Source organism: Acidiphilium sp. AL (genome assembly GCF_025499445.1).
In the GTDB taxonomy this organism is placed as follows: Bacteria; Pseudomonadota; Alphaproteobacteria; order Acetobacterales; family Acetobacteraceae; genus Acidiphilium; species Acidiphilium iwatense.
On record NZ_JAIMBZ010000004.1, the window covers coordinates 171154 to 190247 of the forward strand.

Genomic DNA, 19094 nt, shown 5'->3' on the forward strand with positions numbered 1-19094 from the left:
TATCGTCCATTATCCGCTGAAGGACCGCCAATGACCGCCATCGCCCGCCCTGATCCCGGCCATCTCGACGTGCTGATCATCGGCGCAGGGCTCTCGGGCATCGGCGCCGCCTGCCATCTCGCGATGAAATGCCCGTCGAAGAGCGTCCTCGTCCTCGAAAGCCGCCCATCCATCGGCGGCACCTGGGATCTGTTCCGCTACCCCGGCATCCGCTCGGATTCCGACATGTACACGCTCGGCTACGCCTTCCGCCCCTGGACCGACGCGAAGGCGATCGCCGACGGCCCTTCGATCCTCGCCTATGTCCGCGACACCGCCGCCGCCTACGGCATCGACCGCAAAATCCGCTACCGCCACCGCGTCACCGCCATAGGCTGGTCCTCCGAGGCCGCGCGCTGGACCGTCGAGGTCGAACGCCGCGCCACCGACGATGCGTCGCCCGAAACCATCCGCTTCACCTGCAACTTTCTGTTCACCTGCACCGGCTATTACGACTATGCCGAGGGCTATACGCCCGACTTCGCCGGCACCGAGACGTTCCAGGGCCAAATCGTTCATCCGCAGCATTGGCCGGAGGCGCTCGACCATGAAGGCAAGCGCGTCGTCGTCATCGGCAGCGGTGCCACCGCGGTCACCCTGGTCCCGGCCCTGGCCGAGCAGGCCGCGCACGTCACCATGCTGCAGCGCTCGCCCAGCTATGTCGTCTCGCTCCCCGCGCGCGACAAATTCGCCAACCGCCTGCGCGAAACCCTGCCTTCGCGCGCTGCCTACGGCATCATCCGCTGGCGCAACGTGCTTCTGCAACTGCTGTTCTACACTATCGCGCGCCGCTACCCGGCCTGGTTCAAGCGGCGCATCATCGGCATGATCCGCAAGCAGCTCGGCCCCGATTTCGACGTCGCGACCCATTTCACCCCCAGCTACGATCCGTGGGACCAGCGCCTCTGCATCGTCCCGGATGCCGACCTGTTCCGCGCGCTGTGCAAGGGCACCGCCTCGGTCGTCACCGACCATATCGAGCGCTTCACCGAAACCGGGCTTCTGCTCCGCTCCGGCCGGACGATCGACGCCGACATCATCGTCACCGCCACCGGCCTGAAAATCCAGGTTCTCTCCGGCATCCCGGTCACGGTGGACGGCACCCCGGTCGATCTCGCGAAAACCCTCAGCTACAAGGGCATGATGTATAGCGGCGTGCCCAACCTCGCCTCCGCCTTCGGCTACACCAACGCCTCCTGGACCCTGAAAGCCGATCTCACCAGCGACTATGTCTGCCGCCTGCTCGATTATATGGACAAACACGGCGTCACCGAATGCCGCCCGAAGCGCGATCCCGGCGTCGGCGAACTCCCTTTCCTCGATTTCTCGTCCGGCTACGTCCAGCGCGCCCTCGACCGCATGCCCCGCCAGGGCGACCGCAAGCCCTGGCGCCTCTACCAGAACTACGCCCTCGATTTGCTGACGCTCCGTTTCGGCAAACTCGACGACGGCACCATGATCTTCTCGCGCCCCGCCGCCCAGCACCGCGCCGCCGAAACCCGTACCGCCGTCTCCGAACCCGCATAGCGCAAACCCCCGCCATCGCGAGATCGCGTCACATGAAAGCGTGCGTTCGCACGAGCCCGATTGTCAGCCCTTCGGGCTTCCGCCTCAATACATATGCTGACCGCCATTGATCGACAGCGTCGATCCGGTCACGAAATCCGCATCGTCGGCGGTGAGGAACACCACCCCGCGCGCGATATCCTCGACATGACCCAGCCGTCCCACCGGAATCCGCGCGACGATCTTCTCCAGCACATCCGCCGGCACCGCGCGCACCATGTCGGTATCCACATAGCCGGGCGCGATCGCGTTCACGGTAATGCCGAATTTCGCGCCCTCCTGCGCCAGCGCCTTGGTGAAGCCATGGATGCCGGATTTCGCCGCCGCGTAATTCACCTGGCCATATTGCCCGGCCTGCCCGTTGATCGACCCGATATTCACCACCCGGCCGAATTTCGCCGCCTTCATCCCGTCGAACGTCGCCTTGCACAGGTTGAAGCAGGAGCCAAGATTGGTGTCGATCACCGCGTCCCACATATCGCGGGTCATCCGCGACATCGTGCCGTCGCGGGTGATCCCGGCATTGTTCACCAGAATCTCGATCGGCCCGAGCCGGCTCGCGATCGACTGCACCGCCGCCACGCATTGCCCGAAATCGCAGGCATCGAACCTCATCGCCTCGATGCCGTGAACCGCGGTGAAATTCTCCGCCGCAATCTGGTTGCCGGCGTAGCTCGCGACCACGGTGCGCCCGGCCGCCTTCAGCGCGACGCTGATCGCCGCCCCGATTCCCCGCGTTCCGCCGGTGACGAGTGCAATGCGCGACATTTTGTTTCCTCCCGTTTCGACTCAGAGACGCATTTTGACCCCGATCCGCCGCGAAAGTCCATGCTAATTCAACAATCGCCGGGATCGGGACATTCGCCCTTGCGATAGACCGTGATCGAGGTCCGATGCCCGGCCACCAGCCCAAGCGCCCATCTCGCATAGGGCAGGCTGCCCGCCAGATGTCGCGCGATTCCCGCGACCAGGGCCGGCCATTCAGGGTCGTGCTCCGAGGCAAAGCCGGTCAGGCCGCCCTCCGCCTCGACCGCCACCCCGATCACGTCGCCGAGAAAAGCATCCGCCCTGGTCGCGGTGATCGTTGCGATCTTCGCCCAGGGGATCGCATGAGCCTGTCCGCCCCGCCATATCGTGAGGCCATCCGCATCGACACTCATCGCGCCGCGCCGCTCGTCACGGAGTGTTTTCAATCGAAATCTCGTCCAGCGGTTCAGCCGGCGAAGGACCATGCGAACCCCGCGGAAGCGACGATCCATTTCGATCCGGCGATCACCCCCACGCCCCGATCTCCGCCCGCCGCGCCAGGTGCGCCACATAGCCCGCCCAGAGCAGAAACGGGATCAGCGGCGCGAAAATCACCACCGGCTTCCAATCGGTCGCCGCGTGCAGGAACGCCACCACGCTCGCTCCGCCGAACATCGCGAACCCCCAGTAGATTACCGCGATCGCCCGCGCATCCATCCCGGCCCGATGCGCCACCTGATACAGATGCCCGCGATGCGCCTGTGCCAGATTCCGCCCCGCCAGCGCCCGCCGCCCCAGGGTGAACGCCACGTCAAGCAGCACGCCCGAGAGCAGCAGCGGCACCACCAGGAACGACAGCGACACGCGCTGATAATGCGTCGCCGCGATCCCGAGCAGTGCGAGCATGAACCCGCAGAACTGGCTGCCGACATCGCCCATGAAAATCCGCGCGCGCGGGTAGTTGAACGGCAGAAATCCGGCCACCCCGCCGGCCAGCAGCAGCGCGGTGGTATAGACGAAGAACCCGCCATGCAGGCCGGAGATCCCGGCCAGGAACAAACACGCCACCAGCGTGGTCCCCGCCGCCAGCCCGTCCAGCCCGTCGATGAAATTCATCGCGTTGGTGACGAACACTATCCACAGCACCGACAGCACCGGCCCGGCCCGGCCCAGAGGCACCGCGCCGATCACCGGAAAATCGAACCGCCGTGCCGCCAGCCCCGCGCCCACCGCCGCTAGCGCCGCCAGCAGTTGCGCCGCCAGCTTCACCGCGAACGGAAAATCATACAGATCATCCAGCAGCGATACGGCGGCGATCAGAATGGCCGCCGCGATCACCCCGAGGAACAAGGGTGCGGCCAGCCGCGACACCTCGCCATACCGATACAGCAGCAAAAGCCCGAGCAGGAACGCGCTCACGATCCCCACCCCGCCCGATTTCGGTATTTCCTGAACATGCGCCTTGCGCGCATCCGGCCGGTCGGGAATGCCCACCGCCATCATCACCCGCACCACGATGCCCGAGAACAGCGCCAGCCCCGCGAACAGCGCGAGATGCCGGGGCAGGGCAAGGGTGGCGAAATCGGGATGCGCGATAAACGGGACCGGCTTCATGCGGCGCGGACCATGGCCGAAGTTTTGCGCCCATTCAATCGACCTCGATCGAATTCCCCGTTATCATGAGAAGCGACAAGCCATCGCCCAGCACCGCCCCACATCAAGATGACAGCGAATACCATAACCTCGCGAAACGGTCCGGCGGCCCGCGCCCGGCATCAGCCGCCGAGCTTGTCGAGTTCCCGCAGCACCGCGTCGCCCATGGTCCTGGTGCCGATCTTCGCGGTGCCCGCCTGCAAAATATCCGCCGTCCGCATCCCGCTCGACAGCACGGCCGAAACCGCCCGCTCGACCAGCGCCGCGTCCTCCTGCATGTCGAACGAATAGCGCAGCAGCATCGCGAAACTGAGAATCTGCGCCAGCGGATTCGCCAGCCCTTTGCCCGCGATATCCGGTGCCGAACCATGGATCGGCTCGTACAGCGCATGCCGCCGTCCTTCGCCATCGGCCGCCCCCAGCGTCGCCGAAGGCAGCATCCCGAGCGAGCCGGTCAGCATCGAGGCCAGATCGGACAGAATGTCGCCGAACAGATTGCCGGTCACGATCACGTCGAACTGGCGCGGATTCTTCGCCAACTGCATCGCGCAATTATCGGCATACATATGGGACAGATGAATGTCCGGGTACTCCGCCGCGCCCAGCGCCGTCACGGTCTGCCGCCACAGCAGCCCGCTCTCCATCACGTTCGCCTTTTCCACGCTGGTCACCCGGCCGGAGCGCTTGCGCGCCAGCTCGAACGCCACCCGCGCCACCCGCTCGATCTCGCCGGTGGTATAGACCTCGGTATTCACCCCGCGCCTGCCGCCATCCGGCAGCGTCTCGATCCCGCGCGGCTCGCCGAAATAAATCCCGCCGATCGCCTCGCGCACGATCATGATATCGAGCCCGCGCACGATCTCCGGCTTCAGCGGGCTCGCATCGATCAGCGCGTCGAACACCGGCGCCGGGCGCAGATTGGCGAACAGGCCCAGCCGTTTGCGCAGTTCGAGAATCGCGATCTCGGGCCGGTTGTCGAAGCCCTGCGCATCCCATTGCGGCCCGCCCACCGCGCCGAACAGAACGGCATCGGCCTCCAGCGCGCGCGCGATCACCGCATCGGTGATCGGCCGGCCATGCGCATCGATCGACGCCCCGCCCACCAGATCCTCGGCGATCTCGAACCGGACCCGCCCGGCACGCGTCAGCCAGTCGATCACCCGCTGCGCTTCCGCCATCACCTCGGGGCCGATGCCGTCACCCGGCAGCAGCAGGATTTTTTTATTTGGAATCATGCGATGTCAAACCTGCTCGATGGAGGGCAGCCACGGCGCACCGACATGATCCGCCTCATAGGCATCGATCGAACCGGCCTTCTCCAGGGTCAGCCCGATATCGTCCAGCCCCTCCAGCAGGCACCGCTTGCGGAACGGGTCGATCTCGAACGAAAACGCCTCGCCATCCGGCCGGGACACGGTCTGCGCCGCCAGATCGACAATGATCCGCGCATTCGGCCCCGAGTCCGCATCATCCATCAGTGCCGCGCACTCCGCCTCGGGCAGCACGATCGGCAGAATCCCGTTCTTGAAGCAGTTATTGAAGAAAATATCCGCGAAACTCGGCGCGATCACGCAGCGTATCCCGAAATCCAGCAGCGCCCAGGGCGCGTGCTCGCGCGACGAGCCGCACCCGAAATTCTCACCGGCGACCAGGATCTTCGCCCGCCGGTATTTGTCCTTGTTCAACACGAAATCCGGGTTTTCGCTGCCGTCCTCGCGATAGCGCAGCCCGGCGAAGGCATGAACCCCGAGCCCGCTGCGCTTGATCGTCTTCAGAAACCGCGCCGGAATGATCTTGTCGGTGTCGACATTCGCCATCCGCAACGGTGCCGCAACCGCCTCAAGCCTGCCGAACGCCTCCATCACGCCATCTCCCGCACATCGGTCAGCGCCCCCGCGATCGCCGCCGCCGCCGCCATCGCCGGCGAAACCAGATGCGTCCGCCCGCCCGGCCCCTGCCGTCCCTCGAAATTGCGGTTGCTCGTGCTGGCACAACGCTCGCCCGGCTTCAGCTTGTCCGGATTCATCCCCAGACACATCGAACACCCGGCCTCGCGCCAATCAAACCCGGCATCGGTGAAAACCTTCGCCAACCCCTCGGCCTCGGCCTGCGCCTTCACCAGCCCCGAGCCCGGCACCACCATCGCCCGCACATGATCCGCAACCCGCCTGCCGCGCACCACCCCTGCCGCGACCCGTAAATCCTCGATCCGCGCATTGGTGCAGGAGCCGATGAACACCGCGTCGATTTTCGTTCCCGCCAGCGCCTGGCCGGGCCGCAAATCCATATATTGAAGCATCCGCTCCATCTGCGCCCGCTTGCCCGCATCCGGCTCCGCGGCAGGGTCCGGCACGTGCCCGGTGATCGGCACCACCGTCTCCGGGCTGGTGCCCCAGGTCACCTGCGGCACCAAGGCACTCGCGTCGAGCGTCACCACCCGATCGTAATGCGCGCCCGCGTCGGAAACCAAGCTCCGCCAATGCTCGGTCGCCCGCTCCAGCGCCGCGCCCTTCGGCGCGAAAGGTCGCCCGCGCACATAGTCGAACGTCACCTCGTCCGGCGCGATCAGCCCGGCCCGCGCGCCCGCCTCGATCGACATGTTGCACACGGTCATCCGTCCGGCCATGTCGAGTGCCTCGATCGCCCCGCCGGCATACTCGATCACATGGCCAGTGCCGCCCGCCGTGCCGATCTTGCCGATCACCGCGAGAATGATGTCCTTCGCCGAACACCCCGCCGGCAAAACCCCATCCACCCGCACCAGCATGTTCTTGGCCGGTTTCTGCAGCAAAGTCTGCGTCGCCAGCACATGCTCGACCTCGGACGTGCCGATCCCGAACGCCAGGGCTCCCACCGCCCCATGCGTCGAGGTATGCGAATCGCCGCACACGATCGTCATCCCCGGCAGCGAAATCCCCTGCTCCGGCCCGATGATATGCACGATCCCCTGCCGCGCGTCGGTCACCGGAATATACGGCACCCCGAACTCACGCACATTGCGTTCCAGTGTCGCCACCTGCAGCGCGGATTCCGGCTCGGCGATCCCCGCCGCCCGGTTCTCGGTCGGTACGTTATGATCGGCAACCGCGATCGTCGCATCGGCCCGCCGCACGCCCCGCCCCGCCGCACGCAGCCCCTCGAACGCCTGCGGGCTCGTCACCTCATGCACGAGATGCCGGTCGATATAGAGAATACACGTCCCGTCCGGCATCCGGTCGACGACATGCGCCGCCCAGATCTTGTCGAACATCGTCCGCGCTTCGGCCATGCGACCACTCCTTCGGCGTTTGGACCAAAAGGGTAGGCCAGAGGCTCCGCCTCTGGACTCCGCCGGGGCCTTAGGCCCCGGACCCCGCTAGTTGGGGCTCTGGCAGGCGGGGGCTGACATGCCACATCGATAGCACTGCCCCCGCCTGCCAGAGCCCAATGAGGGAGGTCCAGGAACTCAGTTCCTGGTGGGGGTTTCAGGGGGCAAAGCCCCCTGATCTTACCCTTGGACTCAAACGCCGGCGGCCGGGGTCTCGCGGGCCGCTTCGGCGATGCGCGCCGATTTGCCGCGGCGGCCGCGCAGGTAATAGAGTTTCGCCCGGCGCACGTCGCCCCGGCGGGTCACCGCGATTTCGGTGACGTTCGGGGAATAGAGCGGGAATACGCGTTCCACGCCTTCGCCGTAGGAGATTTTCCGCACGGTGAAGTTGGAGTTGATGCCCCGGTTGGAGCGGGCGATGCACACGCCTTCGAACGCCTGGATGCGGGTGCGTTCGCCTTCCTTGACCCGGACGGAGACGCGCAGGTTGTCGCCCGGCTGGAATTCCGGCACGGCGCGGCTTTCGGTCAGTTTGCCGATCTGTTCGGCGTCGATTGTCTGGATCACGTTCATCGGGATATCCTTTCGCGGTGTTCATTTACGGCCGAGCCGGCTGGCTGGCAATGTATCGTGCCCAAAGGTCAGGTCTGCGGGCGCGGGTGATGGTTTCGGCTTCGGCGCGGCGCCAGTCGGCGACCGCCTGATGGTGGCCGGACAGCAAAGTTTCCGGCACGGCGCGGCCGCGCCATTCGGCGGGGCGGGTGAAGTGCGGATATTCGAGCAATGGTTCGGCGAAGCTTTCCTCGGCGGCGCTGTCCGCCGCACCCATCACGCCGGGAAGCAGGCGGATGGCGGCGTCGAGCAGGGCGAGGGCAGCGATTTCCCCGCCCGAGAGCACGTAGTCGCCAACGCTGATTTCCTCGGCGCCGTTGGCGTCGAGCACGCGCTGATCGAAGCCTTCGTAGCGGCCGCAGAGCAGGATCGCGCCACCCCCGGCGGCGAGGTCGCGCACCCGCGCCTGGGTCAGCGGCGCGCCGCGCGGGGTGAGGGCGATCAGCTGGCGCTCGTCGCGCACCGAGGCGATCGCGGCGTCGATCACGTCGGGCCGCATCACCATGCCGGCGCCGCCGCCGAACGGCGTGTCGTCCACCGCGCGATGCCGGCCGAGACCGAAATTGCGGATATTCACGCAATCGAGCGTCCAGATGCCGGACTCCAGCGCCCGCCCCGCCAGCGAATGGCCGAGCGGCCCCGGAAACATCTCGGGAAACAGGGTCAGCACGGTGGCGCGAAAGCTCATGGCCCCGCCTTGCTTTCAAGCTCGGCCTCGATTTCCGCGGGCGGCACCACGGTCGCCCGCTTCGCGTCGAGGTCGATCGCCGGCACCGAGGCCCTGGTGAACGGAATCAGCCGCCCGTCGTCGAGTTCGATACTCGCTCCCGCGCCGTAATCGTGCACGGCGGCGATCGTGCCGAGCGTCGCGCCGTCTTCCCCGATCGCGGCCAGCCCGATCAGATCGACGAGGTAGAATTCGTCCTCGTCCGCCGGCGGCAACTGGCTCCGTTCGACAAACAACCGCGTATTGGCCAGAAGCGCCGCCGCATCCCGATCGGCGACCACATGGGCGCCATCCGCTTCATGCAGCGTGACCCGCGCGATCCCGTCGCCGGTCCAGTCCAGCGCCATGATTCGCCCGCGCTGATCCCGCAGCTTCAGCTCGGCCAGCGCGCGCGGGTCTTCGGTATAGGCGTGCACATGCACCGCCCCCCGCACCCCATGCGGCTTGCCGATCATCCCCATCAGGATCAGCCGGTCGCTCACGTTAGGGTGTGTACCCTGGTCCGTTACGCCGAGGCCGCCTTGGCGCGCTCGGCGGCACGTTCCTGGGCCTTCTTCTTCGGCGCGGACTGGATCGGCTGCGGCGGAATCGCCGGCATCGGCGCCAGCCCGGCCCGGCCGAGGAACCGCGCGACCCGGTCGGTCGCCTGCGCGCCCTGGCTCAGCCAATGGGTGATGCGCTCGTTCTGCAGCCGCACCCGGTCCTCGTGCTCGGCCGGCAGCATCGGGTTGTAGCTGCCGAGCTTCTCGATGAACTTGCCGTCGCGCGGGCTGCGGCTATCGGCCACCACGATGTGGTAGAATGGCCGCTTTTTCGCACCGGCGCGGGCAAGTCTGATCTTTAGCGACATCTGCTTTAGTCTCCTTACTGAAACAACAAAAACTCAGAACGGCCGGCGTCCGCCGCATCCTTGCGTCAAAACGGGCGGCGTCCGCCGCCTTGCGGCATCAGCGCGGCCAGTCCACCCCGCGCCAAACCCTTCTGGCCGAGCTTCTGCGCGCGTTTCATCATATCCTTCATCTGGTCGAACTGCTTGAGCAGCCGGTTGACCTCCTGCACCGAAGTCCCCGACCCGGCGGCGACGCGCTTCTTGCGGCTCGCCTTCATCAGGTCGGGATTGCGCCGCTCGGCGCGGGTCATCGAGGAAATAATCGCCGCCTGCCGCTTCAATATCGAGGTATCGAGATCGGCATCGGCGAGCTGCTGCTTGATCTTGCCCACCCCCGGCAACATGCCGAGAATCCCGGACAGCGAGCCCATCTTGGTGATCTGCTTGAGCTGTTCAGCGTAGTCTTCCAGGTCGAATTTTCCGCGCGCCATCCTGGCCGCGAGCTTTTCCGCCTTCTCCTGGTCAACATTCTCCGAAGCCCGCTCGACGAGCGAAACGATATCGCCCATGCCCAGAATGCGCCCGGCGATCCGCTCGGGGTGGAACGGCTCCAGCGCATCGAGCTTCTCGCCCATGCCCATCAGCTTGATCGGCGCGCCGGTCACCGCCCGCATCGACAGCGCCGCACCGCCGCGCGCATCGCCGTCGAGCCGCGTCATCACGATGCCGGTGACGCTCACCGCCTCGTTGAACGCGCTCGCGGTCGCCACCGCGTCCTGCCCGGTCATCGCATCGACGACCAGCAGCGTCTCCGCCGGCTCGGTCGCGGCGCGGATCGCCTTGACCTCGTCCATCAGCGCTTCATCGATCGCCAACCGTCCGGCGGTGTCCAGGATCACGACATCGAAAACTTCGCGCCGCCCGGTATCCATCGCGCGACGGGCAATCTGCACCGGCCCCTCATCGGCGATAATCGGTAACGACGCCACCCCGGCACGTTCCGCCAACTGCGCCAGTTGCAACTGCGCCGCCGGCCGTTGGGTATCCAGGCTCGCCAGCAGCACCTTCTTGCGCTGCTTGTCCTTGAGGAACAGGGCGATCTTGCCGGAAGTCGTGGTCTTGCCCGAGCCCTGCAAGCCCACCATCAGGAACGGGATCGGCGATGCCGCGTTCAAATTCAGCGGCACCGCGCCAGCGCCGCCCAGCGCCTCGATCAGCGCGTCGTTGACGATCTTGACGACCTGCTGGCCGGGCGAGACCGATTTCAGGACCTCGGCGCCCACCGCCTGCAGCCGCACCTTCGCGATGAAATCGCGCACCACGGGCAGAGCGACGTCGGCTTCGAGCAGCGCGAGACGAATATCGCGCATCGCTTCGATCACGTCGGTCTCGGACAGCGCGCCGCGCCGGCGCAGCCGGTCGAACACATCGCCCAGTTTGCCCGAAAGGGCGTCGAACATCGCTATGGCTCCTCAAACGCAAAACGCGCCGCGGTGCGAAACTCGCAGCGCGGCGGATCGAGAGGGCGGAGATCTGCCCCAACCCGCCTCCCCGGTCAAGCCTCGCCCCCACAGCCTTGATATGTCTAAATTTTTTTACTTTCAGTCTTAGTTATCTATTAACCGTCTCCCTTCATAGGATTGGCCGAACGTCGCACGGAGCGTCGTGATTGGGTGAAGTGGTGGGTGACGGCAGCGAAAATTCATTGATCGAGCCGCTCGGGAGCGAGGCGATTCGGCGGCATGAGGACCCGGCCGGTCCCGTGGAGGATGCGCTGGCCCGGTCGAACGCGCTGCTCGACCGGACCAACCGGGCCCTGCAGACCCTGATCGGCTGCAACCAGGCCCTGGCCCGCGCCGCAAGCGAAGCGGAGCTGACCGCCGCGATCTGCCGCCTCGCCGTCGATGTCGGCCGCTACAGCGCGGCCTGGGTCGGCATGGCGGAATCCGGTGCCGAGGCGGCTTTGCGGCCGGTGGCGAAAGCCGGCATCGGGCTCGACCGGCTGGAATCCCTGCCGCTCTCCTGGGCGGACAATCCCCATGGCAGGGGCCCGACCGGAACCGCCGTGCGCGAAGGCCGTGTCGTCACGATCGACGATCTCGAACACGATCCCCGCATGGAGCCCTGGCGCGATACTGCAAGGCGCGCCGGCTACACCGCCTGCATCGCGCTCCCCTTGCGCGGCGAGGCAGGCGCCGCGTTCGGCGCCCTCACCCTGTACGCGACCGGCCGGAAACCCGCCGGCGGTGCCCCGTACCGCGGCTTCGACGCCGAGGAGATCCGGCTGCTGGCCGAGCTCGCCGCCGATCTCGCCTACGGCATCCGCACCCTGCGCGACCGCGCCGCGCGCGATTCCGCCCGCGCCGCCCAGCATTCCAGCGAACAGCGGCTCGCCCGCCTGCTCGAAGCGAGTTCCACCGTCATCTACGCGATGGAAAGCCCGAACGGCGAGGCCGATCCGGCATCGTTCAAGTTCGCCGAGATCAGCGCCAATATCGAGCGCCTGTTCGGCTACAGGCCGGACGCGGCGCTCGGCGCCGATTGGTGGACCGACAACGTCCACCCCGCCGACCGGCCCGCCGCCCTTGCCGAAAGCCGTCGCCTGCTGACCCAGGACACCATCGTTCACCGCTATCGGTTCAGGCGCCGCGACGGCGTCTATCGCTGGGTGCGCGACGAGCTGACCGCGATCCGCGATGCAGACGGGCGCACGGCGCGCATCGTCGGCGCCTGGGTCGACATCACGGAAAAGCACCAGGCCGACGAGGATATCCAACGCCTCGCCTATTTCGATCCGCTGACCGGCCTGCCGAACCGCGCCGCGCTGCGGCTGCGCCTGCAAACCGAAATCGCGACGGCGCGGGACTCCGGCCTGGCCGGCGCCCTGCTGTTCATCGACCTCGACGGTTTCAAGGCGATCAACGACCTGCACGGCCATTCGATCGGCGACATCGTGCTCGACCAGGTCGGCCGCCGGCTGCAAGCCGCGCTGCGCGCCTCGGATATCGTCGCGCGCCTCGGCGGCGACGAATTCGTCGTCCTGCTCGCCCGGCTTGCCGACACGGCGGACCGCGCGGCGGAAATCGCCCATGAACTCGCCGAGAAACTGCGCGCCGCCCTCGCCCCGCCGATCCACGCCGTGACCCATGAATGCTACGTGACCGCGAGCATCGGCATCGCGCTGTTCCCGCAGGACGCTTCCGGCATCGACGATATCCTGCGCCAGGCCGATATCGCGATGTATCAGGCCAAGGCGTCGGATTCGGTCAGCGTCGCGTTCTTCGAACCGGCGATGCAGGATCGCGTCGCCCATCGCCACGCGATCGAACAGGCGCTGCGCGAGGCGCTCGATCATGACCGTTTCGAGGTCTGGCTGCAACCCCAGGTCGGACGGGCGAACGACGTCACCGGCGCCGAGGCGCTGATCCGCCTGCGCCGTGCCGACGGCACCATCGTCCTGCCGGGCGAGTTCATCCCGATCGCCGAGCAGACCGGCGTGGTGCTCGCCATGGGCCGATGGATGCTGCGCGCGGTCTGCCGCATCATCGCCGCCCAGGCGCGGCAGGGGCGGCGGCTGCGCATCGCGATCAATGTCAGCCCGCGCCAGTTCCGCGATCCCGCTTTCGTGCCCGATGTCGAGCGCATTCTCGCCGAAACCGGCGTCGACCCGCACGATCTGCTGATCGAAATCACCGAAAGCCTGCTGATCGACCGGATCGACGAGGCCGCCGCGAAAATGCGCGCGCTCGCGTCCCTTGGCGTGCGGTTCTCGATCGACGATTTCGGCACCGGCTATTCCAGCCTCGGCTATCTGCAATCCCTGCCGATCGCCGAGATCAAGATCGATCGCGGCTTCATCCGCCATCTGCCCGACGGCGCGCGGGACGCGACCCTCGCCGAGGCGATCCTGGCGATGACCCGCCATCTCGGCCTCTCGGTGGTCGCCGAAGGGGTCGAGACCGAGGCGCAGGCAAGTTTCCTGCGCATGCGCGACTGCGATGCGATGCAGGGCTATCTGTTCGGCCGGCCCGAACCCGCCCAATCCTGGCTCGACCGCTGGACCGCCAATATCACCGCCTGACGATCACCCCAGCGTCCCGCGCCTCGATCGTCATAGCGAGCAACGCGAAGCCATCCATGCGCGCCAACCCGCTGGTATCGGCCCGGCAACCGGGAATAGAAAGCACTTTCAGGCAGCGCGCAACTGCGTTAGTCTGCATGTGAAGCGCCGGATCGGCAGCCTCGCCCGACCGGGCGGGACGAACCGAAGAACACCGCGCTGCTTCGCGAGGGAGGCAAGACACGATGCCAAAGGTGCGCGGCGGAACCTACACCCTGGAGGATTGTGACGCCGATATCCAGAACAATCCGCTTCGGACCCCCCATGCCGTCGTCAAGCATTGGCCCGAATTGTTCGACCAGGCGCTCGAAATCATCTTTGCCAAGGTGAAAACCTACTCCAGCGGCCAGCTCGACCTTAAACGAAAGGATTTCGGCGGCCAGTTCTTCGCCACCAAGACGGCCCCCATATCGCCGACCGGCATTGAGCGCATGACACCGCTCAGCGGGCGGGTCCCGGTCGAATGGAAAATGCGGACGATCGGCGGCCACGGCACCCACGCGACCAACTGGCAGTTGATGATCGACCTCGATGACATTCCTCCGGGCATCGACGTCAACGGGCCCGACCGGCCGCATGTCGGCTATTTGCTGACCGGCAAGGGCCATTGGACGAAGCGGGTGGATGGTCACATCTTCATCGAACACGTCATCGCGACGCGAAACGCACTGGGTGAAGAAACCACCATCGCCGCCAAGGCGTTCGACAAACCGTTGGGGGAGGGCATCTAACCATGCCGACGGCCTGACCCCGGACGCCGGGCATGGAAACTCGACCCGCTCCTGTTCGGAGCCGTCGAAGGGCGCACGCTCCCCGAATTGAGAACGATAACGCCCATTGCGCGTTTGGCTTCGAGTGCGATTGCCACGGCGCATGGTGGCGGACCGCGGTCCCTCTCGACCTTGATCCAGCAATTGACCGCTTCCGATCGCCGTCCGATAAATCGCGGACAACTGACGGTCGATAAGAATTTCGAACCGACTTGATCATTTCAGAAGGGCTGCAATTGTTTGCAGCCGCGATACCCGAAGATGCGTTTGGCAGGGGAGGTAATGCGACGGTCGAGGGCTAGCGCTCACGCCTTCCCGGTGAATTTGGCGAACACGGCGCGGTCCTTGTTATCCTCCATCAGCATCCGAAACCCTTGCAGGCTGGTGAACCCCAGGCCGCGCGGCAATCCGCTCTCCTCATCGGGCGCGATCTGCCCGTAGGGCGCGCCGGACACCTTTTCCCACTTGCCCGCCGGCTTCTTCGCCTCCACATTCACCAGGGTCGCCTTGAACACCATCCGCACGATCGCCTCTTTCGGCGCGGATGGCTTGGTCAGGCTCGGGTGCCCGCCGATCATCTGCCAGCCATTGGCCAGCGCCCATCTCGTAAGCTCGTCGCGATCCATTTTTCTGTTCCCTTCCGGTTCAGGCCACGCACCCGGCGCACCAGCCGCTCGCCCAGGCCCATTGAAAATTATATCCGCCGAGCCAGCCGGTCACATCCACCGCCTCGCCGATCACGAACAGCCCTTTTGCGCTGCGCGCCTCCATGGTCCGGGAGGACAGGCAAGCCGTATCGACCCCGCCCAGCGTCACTTCGGCCTTCGCATAGCCTTCGCTGCCGGCGGGGGTAACCTGCCACGACTTCAACGCCGATCCCAATGCCATCAGCGCCCGGTCCGGTTGTGCGCCGATCCGGCCCGCTGACAACTCGTCCGGCAGAAACACGTCCGCCATCCGTTGCGGCAGCACCTCCGCCAGCACCGTACGCGCTGAAACGCCTGGCCGCGCGCGTTTCCGCGCCTGCAGAAACCCGGCGGCTTCATCCGGCAGCAGATCGAGCATGATCGGCACCCCGTCCCGCCACACCGACGAAATTTGCAAAATCGCCGGCCCGGAAATCCCCCGATGGGTGAACAGCATCGCTTCGCGAAATTTTTTCGCTCCGCACCGCACGTCCACCGGCAGCGACACACCCGCCAGCTTCTGGGTGCGCGCGAGATCGGCGGCCGCGAAGCTCAGCGGCACCAGCCCTGGCCTGATCCCGATCAGCCGTAACCCGAACCGCACGGCGATATCATGTGCCAGCCCGGTCGCCCCCAGTTTCGGGATCGACAAGCCTCCCGTCGCCAGCACCACAGACTCTGCCGCGATCGCTCCCGTATCGGTCTCGACCCGGAACCGCTCGGTCCGCGTCACCTCCGCGATGCGGCAGCCCAACTGGATTTTTACGCCCGCCGCCTCGCATTCCGCCAGAAGCATCGCCACGATCGCCCGCGCCGAACCGTCGCAGAACAATTGCCCCAGCGTCTTTTCGTGCCACGCGATGCCGTGCTTCTCGACCAGATCCAGAAAATCCCGTGGCGTGTAGCGCGACAGGGCGGATTTGCAGAAATGCGGATTGGCCGAAAAGAACCGCTCCGGCGCGGTATGGATATTGGTGAAATTGCAGCGCCCGCCACCGGAAATCAAAATTTTTCTGCCCGGCTCATCGGCATGATCGAGCACCAGCACGCGCCGGCCGCGCCGCCCCGCCACAATGGCGCACATCAACCCCGCCGCACCCGCGCCCAGAACCACCACGTCGAATTGCCGCAACCGAACCCCCGTCCTACTGTCCCGCCATGATTGCTCTCGCCGAAGCGGTCCTGGCACTCCACCTCGTCGTCATCGCGTTCAACGTCGCTTTCCTCGTCGTCATCCCGCTCGGTGCGTGGCTCGGCTGGCGCATCGTCCGCATCGCCTGGCTCCGCCTGCTGCACCTCGCCCTGATGGCGATCGTCGCCGGCCAGGCGCTCGCCGGCCGCGCCTGCATCCTCACCCTCTGGCAGAGCGAACTGACCGGCCGAAGTGCATCGCCGCCGCCGCTGATCGTGCATTTTGTCGATCGCCTGATCTACTGGAATTTTCCGCTCTGGGTCTTCACCGCGCTCTATGTCACGGTGTTTCTCTACGTCGCCGCCCTCTCGATCCTCGTCCCGTTCGGCCGGCGTTTCTCCTCCCGCCCTTGACCTGCCGGCAATCCGCCCGCCGAGTGATTTCCAGGGCATCGTGCTTCCGTCCGTTGTGGAAAGCAGACAGAAACACAACCTACTGAAATCACTCAACTATCTTTTTCGGTCAGGTTCTTGGACCGACAATCAGGCCACCAAATCACTGAGCGTAGCCTACGGCGGTTGAATCCGACGCACAGAAATTATCATTTATTACGCATAGAGTTAGGAAGAAAATAAATATATTTCTTTGAAAAAGCATACATCGCATTTATGCTGCAGCACAGCACGCCAAAGAAATATTGATAAGTGAATGCTAGACGAAATGGGCCGACAGGCAAGGTTTCCAAAATATTACCAATAGCATGTACATAGCATGCCATAAATGAAATGGCAAAAATTGCGTATATAGAAATGTTATACATCAAATAATATCGAGTTTTTCTTATTGACAGATACTTTGCTGTGTAGAACGTTACTGGAATTACAGTAAAAATAATTAAATTTGTAATATAAATTGGAATTTTTTTCAGTGGTGAAAAATCAATAAAAACAGAAACGTCAACAATCTGGAGACCAACAATATAAATATCTAAAAGAATAGTAAACCCCAGAATCATCCGATAATAAAAATCGCGAATATAGTGAGTGTTGTTCGAGAGCGTTTTGAGCGTTAGAAGCGGGTCGTCCATTTTTGTTCTCAAGCGGGTTGTGGACGAGTTGAGTCCATCTGCTCAGCCAATGGAGAGAAAACGTTATAATCAAAGAGCGCACGCGCCGATAATTGTCAACGAGCACTGCGTTTTTCTGGGAAGCATGTCCAAACACGCCGACGATATCGAAGCCGCCGCCGCGCCGCTCGGTCTGCTGCACGGCATGCCCGTCTCCATCCAAATCAATGACGCCGATCCATGACGGGTCATGTCATCGCGCGGAGCGTCACGCCACCGGCGAGCCCTTCGCCGCCTTCAGCGCGGCAAACAATTTCGCGCCGAGCATCGCGCCCAGCCCGGCGCAGGCATTCCAGCCCGGCCCCGCGCTGTAACCCAGGTTCGATCCCGCCGGCTTGTTATTGCCGGTGGTGATTTCCCGGAACCCCGCCGCGTTCGCATAGAGCGCCGGGTTCACGAACCCCAGCCGCGATCCGCGCGCCGCATTGACCAGGGCGAAAAACCCGGCCCAGAGCGGTGCGACCGCGCTGGTGCCGCCGGCGGCGAAATTCTGCCCATCGACAATTACCTGAAACCCGGTCGCCGGATCGGCATCGGCCGCGACATCCGGCACCCCGCGCCCGGTGCCGCCGGTACTGACATTCGCCGGCAGTTTCACCCCGGACTGGAACGACGGCACCGGGAACACGGTGGAAATCCCGCCACCGGTGCCGTTCGCACCGCTGTTCCATACCGTCTCGGCGGTGATCGCGCCGCCCAACACGGTGATGCTGGTGCCACCGCAGCCGACCACATAGGGGCTCGCCGCCGGAAAATCGACATGCACCGCGCCGTCCGAAACCCCGTCGGTCGCCAGATTGTCGCCCGATGCGACCGTCACCGTCACCCCGGCATTCGCCGCGTCCTGCAACGCGGTGTTCAGCGTGGTGCGGCCCTGCGTGGAATACCCCGATTCCGGGCCGCCCCAACTGATCGACATCACCGACGGCTTGTTGAGCGCATCGGTCGCGGCCCGGGTGATCGCATCGGCGAACCCGGCATCGCTGTTGGGCGTGAAATACACCGCGAGCTTCGCCCCCGGCGCGATGCCGCCCGCCACCTGAATGTCCAGCCCGACCTCGCCATCCGCCGAATTCGCCGTGCTGGGCGCATTGGTCGCGCCGTCCACGCTCACCGCGACCACGGTTGGCGGCGTCAGCCCCATCGCGCCGAACGCGGCGGTGATGTCGCTCTGGTGATACCCGCCGCCCAGTTCGATGATCGCGATGCACTCGCCCGCACCGGTCGGCGTGGTCGGAATCCCGTAGAACCCGCCGACCTGATTGGGCAGATAGGCAGCCCCCGCCTGCGCCGGCAGCATTATCCGCAGGCGCGGCTTTGCCACCGGCCTGGTATCCAGCCCGAGCACCGATTCCACGATATCGGCGATATCCGCGCGCAGCTGCAGCGCCCCGGTATAGCCGCGGAACCGCGCGCCCCCGCCCTCGAACCAGTGCAGTTCGGCGCCGAACGCCGCGCGCATCGCCCCCGCCGTGCCGGAAAGCCGCACCAGCCGGCGCCGCGCATCCGCCTCGATCACGTCAAATTCATGATCCGCCGCGAAATGCCTGATCCTATCGATATCCGGCGCGTGACGCCGCGCGCGATCTTCCAGCACCGCCTCATGCGAGTCTAGCCCCGCCGTTGCCGGCCGTGGCTTCACATAGACGCTTGCCTCCACGCGCTCGCCATCGTCGAGCCTGCCGATGCGGCGCGCATTGCGCGGCGCCTCGTGGTGGCTGTCGGGAAACGGAACATAGCGTGGATCGGCCATCGTCATCTCCTGGTTATTCACCCCGCA

20 protein-coding genes are annotated in these 19094 nt (G+C 65.3%); 4 read left to right on the plus strand and 16 right to left on the minus strand.

Going from position 1 to position 19094, the window contains the following annotated elements; translation table 11 throughout:
• Positions 1-30 precede the first annotated feature (30 nt).
• Positions 31-1566: an NAD(P)/FAD-dependent oxidoreductase gene (locus AiwAL_RS04875; protein WP_235702509.1), complete on the plus strand. Its 1536-nt coding sequence runs from the start codon at positions 31-33 to the stop codon at positions 1564-1566.
• A gap of 84 nt (positions 1567-1650) precedes the next feature.
• On the opposite strand, the gene phbB is transcribed toward AiwAL_RS04875, so the two are convergent.
• From phbB to ffh, 11 genes are all read right to left on the minus strand, one after another.
• Positions 1651-2373, minus strand: coding sequence for an acetoacetyl-CoA reductase (phbB, locus tag AiwAL_RS04880; protein WP_235702508.1), 723 nt, complete (start codon positions 2371-2373; stop codon positions 1651-1653).
• 68 nt (positions 2374-2441) lie between these two features.
• A complete protein-coding gene (locus AiwAL_RS04885) occupies positions 2442-2798 on the minus strand; it encodes a hypothetical protein (RefSeq protein WP_235702507.1) in 357 nt (118 codons plus the stop codon).
• Between the two features lie 79 nt (positions 2799-2877).
• Positions 2878-3966, minus strand: coding sequence for a glycosyltransferase family 4 protein (locus AiwAL_RS04890; protein ID WP_235702506.1), 1089 nt, complete (start codon positions 3964-3966; stop codon positions 2878-2880).
• A 161-nt stretch (positions 3967-4127) separates the two neighbouring features.
• Entirely contained in the window at positions 4128-5240 is a 1113-nt protein-coding gene (gene leuB, locus AiwAL_RS04895) for a 3-isopropylmalate dehydrogenase (RefSeq protein ID WP_235702505.1), read from the minus strand.
• Positions 5241-5246: 6 nt separating this feature from the next.
• On the minus strand, positions 5247-5867 hold the full coding sequence (gene leuD / locus AiwAL_RS04900) for a 3-isopropylmalate dehydratase small subunit (protein WP_235702504.1): 621 nt from the start codon (positions 5865-5867) through the stop codon (positions 5247-5249).
• The gene (leuC, locus tag AiwAL_RS04905) at positions 5867-7273 is read right to left on the minus strand and encodes a 3-isopropylmalate dehydratase large subunit (RefSeq protein ID WP_235702503.1); all 1407 of its coding nucleotides are present in this window, start codon (positions 7271-7273) and stop codon (positions 5867-5869) included. The genes leuD and leuC overlap by 1 nt, the downstream gene beginning before the upstream one ends.
• Positions 7274-7504: 231 nt before the next feature.
• Entirely contained in the window at positions 7505-7885 is a 381-nt protein-coding gene (rplS, locus tag AiwAL_RS04910; protein ID WP_235702502.1) for a 50S ribosomal protein L19, read from the minus strand.
• Positions 7886-7910: 25 nt separating this feature from the next.
• Positions 7911-8612 (minus strand): tRNA (guanosine(37)-N1)-methyltransferase TrmD, encoded by a 702-nt coding sequence (trmD, locus tag AiwAL_RS04915; protein WP_235702501.1) that lies wholly within the window; start codon positions 8610-8612, stop codon positions 7911-7913.
• Positions 8609-9133, minus strand: coding sequence for a ribosome maturation factor RimM (gene rimM, locus AiwAL_RS04920; protein ID WP_235702500.1), 525 nt, complete (start codon positions 9131-9133; stop codon positions 8609-8611). Before rimM ends, trmD begins: the two co-directional genes overlap by 4 nt.
• A 23-nt stretch (positions 9134-9156) precedes the next feature.
• Positions 9157-9501, minus strand: coding sequence for a 30S ribosomal protein S16 (gene rpsP, locus AiwAL_RS04925; RefSeq protein WP_235702499.1), 345 nt, complete (start codon positions 9499-9501; stop codon positions 9157-9159).
• A gap of 65 nt (positions 9502-9566) precedes the next feature.
• Entirely contained in the window at positions 9567-10940 is a 1374-nt protein-coding gene (ffh, locus tag AiwAL_RS04930) for a signal recognition particle protein (protein WP_235702498.1), read from the minus strand.
• A 218-nt stretch (positions 10941-11158) separates the two neighbouring features.
• Between ffh and AiwAL_RS20310 the strand changes: the two genes are divergently transcribed.
• Positions 11159-13561 carry an EAL domain-containing protein gene (locus AiwAL_RS20310; protein WP_316044764.1) on the plus strand — a complete coding sequence of 801 codons (2403 nt, stop codon included), beginning with the start codon at positions 11159-11161 and terminating at the stop codon, positions 13559-13561.
• Here the strand turns inward: AiwAL_RS20310 and AiwAL_RS04950 are convergent.
• Entirely contained in the window at positions 13551-13700 is a 150-nt protein-coding gene (locus tag AiwAL_RS04950) for a hypothetical protein (protein WP_235702497.1), read from the minus strand. The two genes, AiwAL_RS20310 and AiwAL_RS04950, sit on opposite strands and share 11 nt — an antisense overlap.
• Positions 13701-13794: 94 nt before the next feature.
• Between AiwAL_RS04950 and AiwAL_RS04955 the strand changes: the two genes are divergently transcribed.
• Complete coding sequence (locus AiwAL_RS04955; RefSeq protein ID WP_262312209.1) at positions 13795-14331, plus strand: hypothetical protein; 537 nt, start codon at positions 13795-13797, stop codon at positions 14329-14331.
• A gap of 344 nt (positions 14332-14675) precedes the next feature.
• Here the strand turns inward: AiwAL_RS04955 and AiwAL_RS04960 are convergent, their stop codons facing one another.
• On the minus strand, positions 14676-14996 hold the full coding sequence (locus tag AiwAL_RS04960) for a hypothetical protein (protein WP_235702495.1): 321 nt from the start codon (positions 14994-14996) through the stop codon (positions 14676-14678).
• A 19-nt stretch (positions 14997-15015) separates the two neighbouring features.
• Positions 15016-16188 carry an NAD(P)/FAD-dependent oxidoreductase gene (locus tag AiwAL_RS04965; protein ID WP_235702494.1) on the minus strand — a complete coding sequence of 391 codons (1173 nt, stop codon included), beginning with the start codon at positions 16186-16188 and terminating at the stop codon, positions 15016-15018.
• Between the two features lie 26 nt (positions 16189-16214).
• Here AiwAL_RS04965 and AiwAL_RS04970 point away from each other — a divergent pair, with 26 nt between their 5' ends.
• On the plus strand, positions 16215-16601 hold the full coding sequence (locus tag AiwAL_RS04970) for a DUF2784 domain-containing protein (protein WP_235702493.1): 387 nt from the start codon (positions 16215-16217) through the stop codon (positions 16599-16601).
• A gap of 188 nt (positions 16602-16789) precedes the next feature.
• Here the strand turns inward: AiwAL_RS04970 and AiwAL_RS04975 are convergent, their stop codons facing one another.
• Positions 16790-17275, minus strand: a complete 486-nt coding sequence (locus tag AiwAL_RS04975) for a hypothetical protein (RefSeq protein ID WP_262312210.1) — start codon at positions 17273-17275, stop codon at positions 16790-16792.
• A gap of 247 nt (positions 17276-17522) precedes the next feature.
• A complete protein-coding gene (locus AiwAL_RS04980; RefSeq protein ID WP_262312211.1) occupies positions 17523-19067 on the minus strand; it encodes a protease pro-enzyme activation domain-containing protein in 1545 nt (514 codons plus the stop codon).
• Between the last annotated feature and the right edge of the window lie 27 nt (positions 19068-19094).

Coding starts and splice junctions, on each gene's coding strand:
- AiwAL_RS04875 (WP_235702509.1), top strand. CDS start 31: ATGACCGCCATCGCCCGCCCTGATCCCGGCCATCTCGACGTGCTGATC.
- trmD (WP_235702501.1), bottom strand. CDS start 8,612: ATGAGCTTTCGCGCCACCGTGCTGACCCTGTTTCCCGAGATGTTTCCG.
- AiwAL_RS04970 (WP_235702493.1), top strand. CDS start 16,215: ATGATTGCTCTCGCCGAAGCGGTCCTGGCACTCCACCTCGTCGTCATC.
- rplS (WP_235702502.1), bottom strand. CDS start 7,885: ATGAACGTGATCCAGACAATCGACGCCGAACAGATCGGCAAACTGACC.
- AiwAL_RS04890 (WP_235702506.1), bottom strand. CDS start 3,966: ATGAAGCCGGTCCCGTTTATCGCGCATCCCGATTTCGCCACCCTTGCC.
- leuD (WP_235702504.1), bottom strand. CDS start 5,867: ATGGAGGCGTTCGGCAGGCTTGAGGCGGTTGCGGCACCGTTGCGGATG.
- ffh (WP_235702498.1), bottom strand. CDS start 10,940: ATGTTCGACGCCCTTTCGGGCAAACTGGGCGATGTGTTCGACCGGCTG.
- phbB (WP_235702508.1), bottom strand. CDS start 2,373: ATGTCGCGCATTGCACTCGTCACCGGCGGAACGCGGGGAATCGGGGCG.
- leuC (WP_235702503.1), bottom strand. CDS start 7,273: ATGGCCGAAGCGCGGACGATGTTCGACAAGATCTGGGCGGCGCATGTC.
- AiwAL_RS04960 (WP_235702495.1), bottom strand. CDS start 14,996: ATGGATCGCGACGAGCTTACGAGATGGGCGCTGGCCAATGGCTGGCAG.
- AiwAL_RS04980 (WP_262312211.1), bottom strand. CDS start 19,067: ATGGCCGATCCACGCTATGTTCCGTTTCCCGACAGCCACCACGAGGCG.
- AiwAL_RS04950 (WP_235702497.1), bottom strand. CDS start 13,700: ATGCAGACTAACGCAGTTGCGCGCTGCCTGAAAGTGCTTTCTATTCCC.
- rpsP (WP_235702499.1), bottom strand. CDS start 9,501: ATGTCGCTAAAGATCAGACTTGCCCGCGCCGGTGCGAAAAAGCGGCCA.
- leuB (WP_235702505.1), bottom strand. CDS start 5,240: ATGATTCCAAATAAAAAAATCCTGCTGCTGCCGGGTGACGGCATCGGC.
- AiwAL_RS04975 (WP_262312210.1), bottom strand. CDS start 17,275: ATGGACGACCCGCTTCTAACGCTCAAAACGCTCTCGAACAACACTCAC.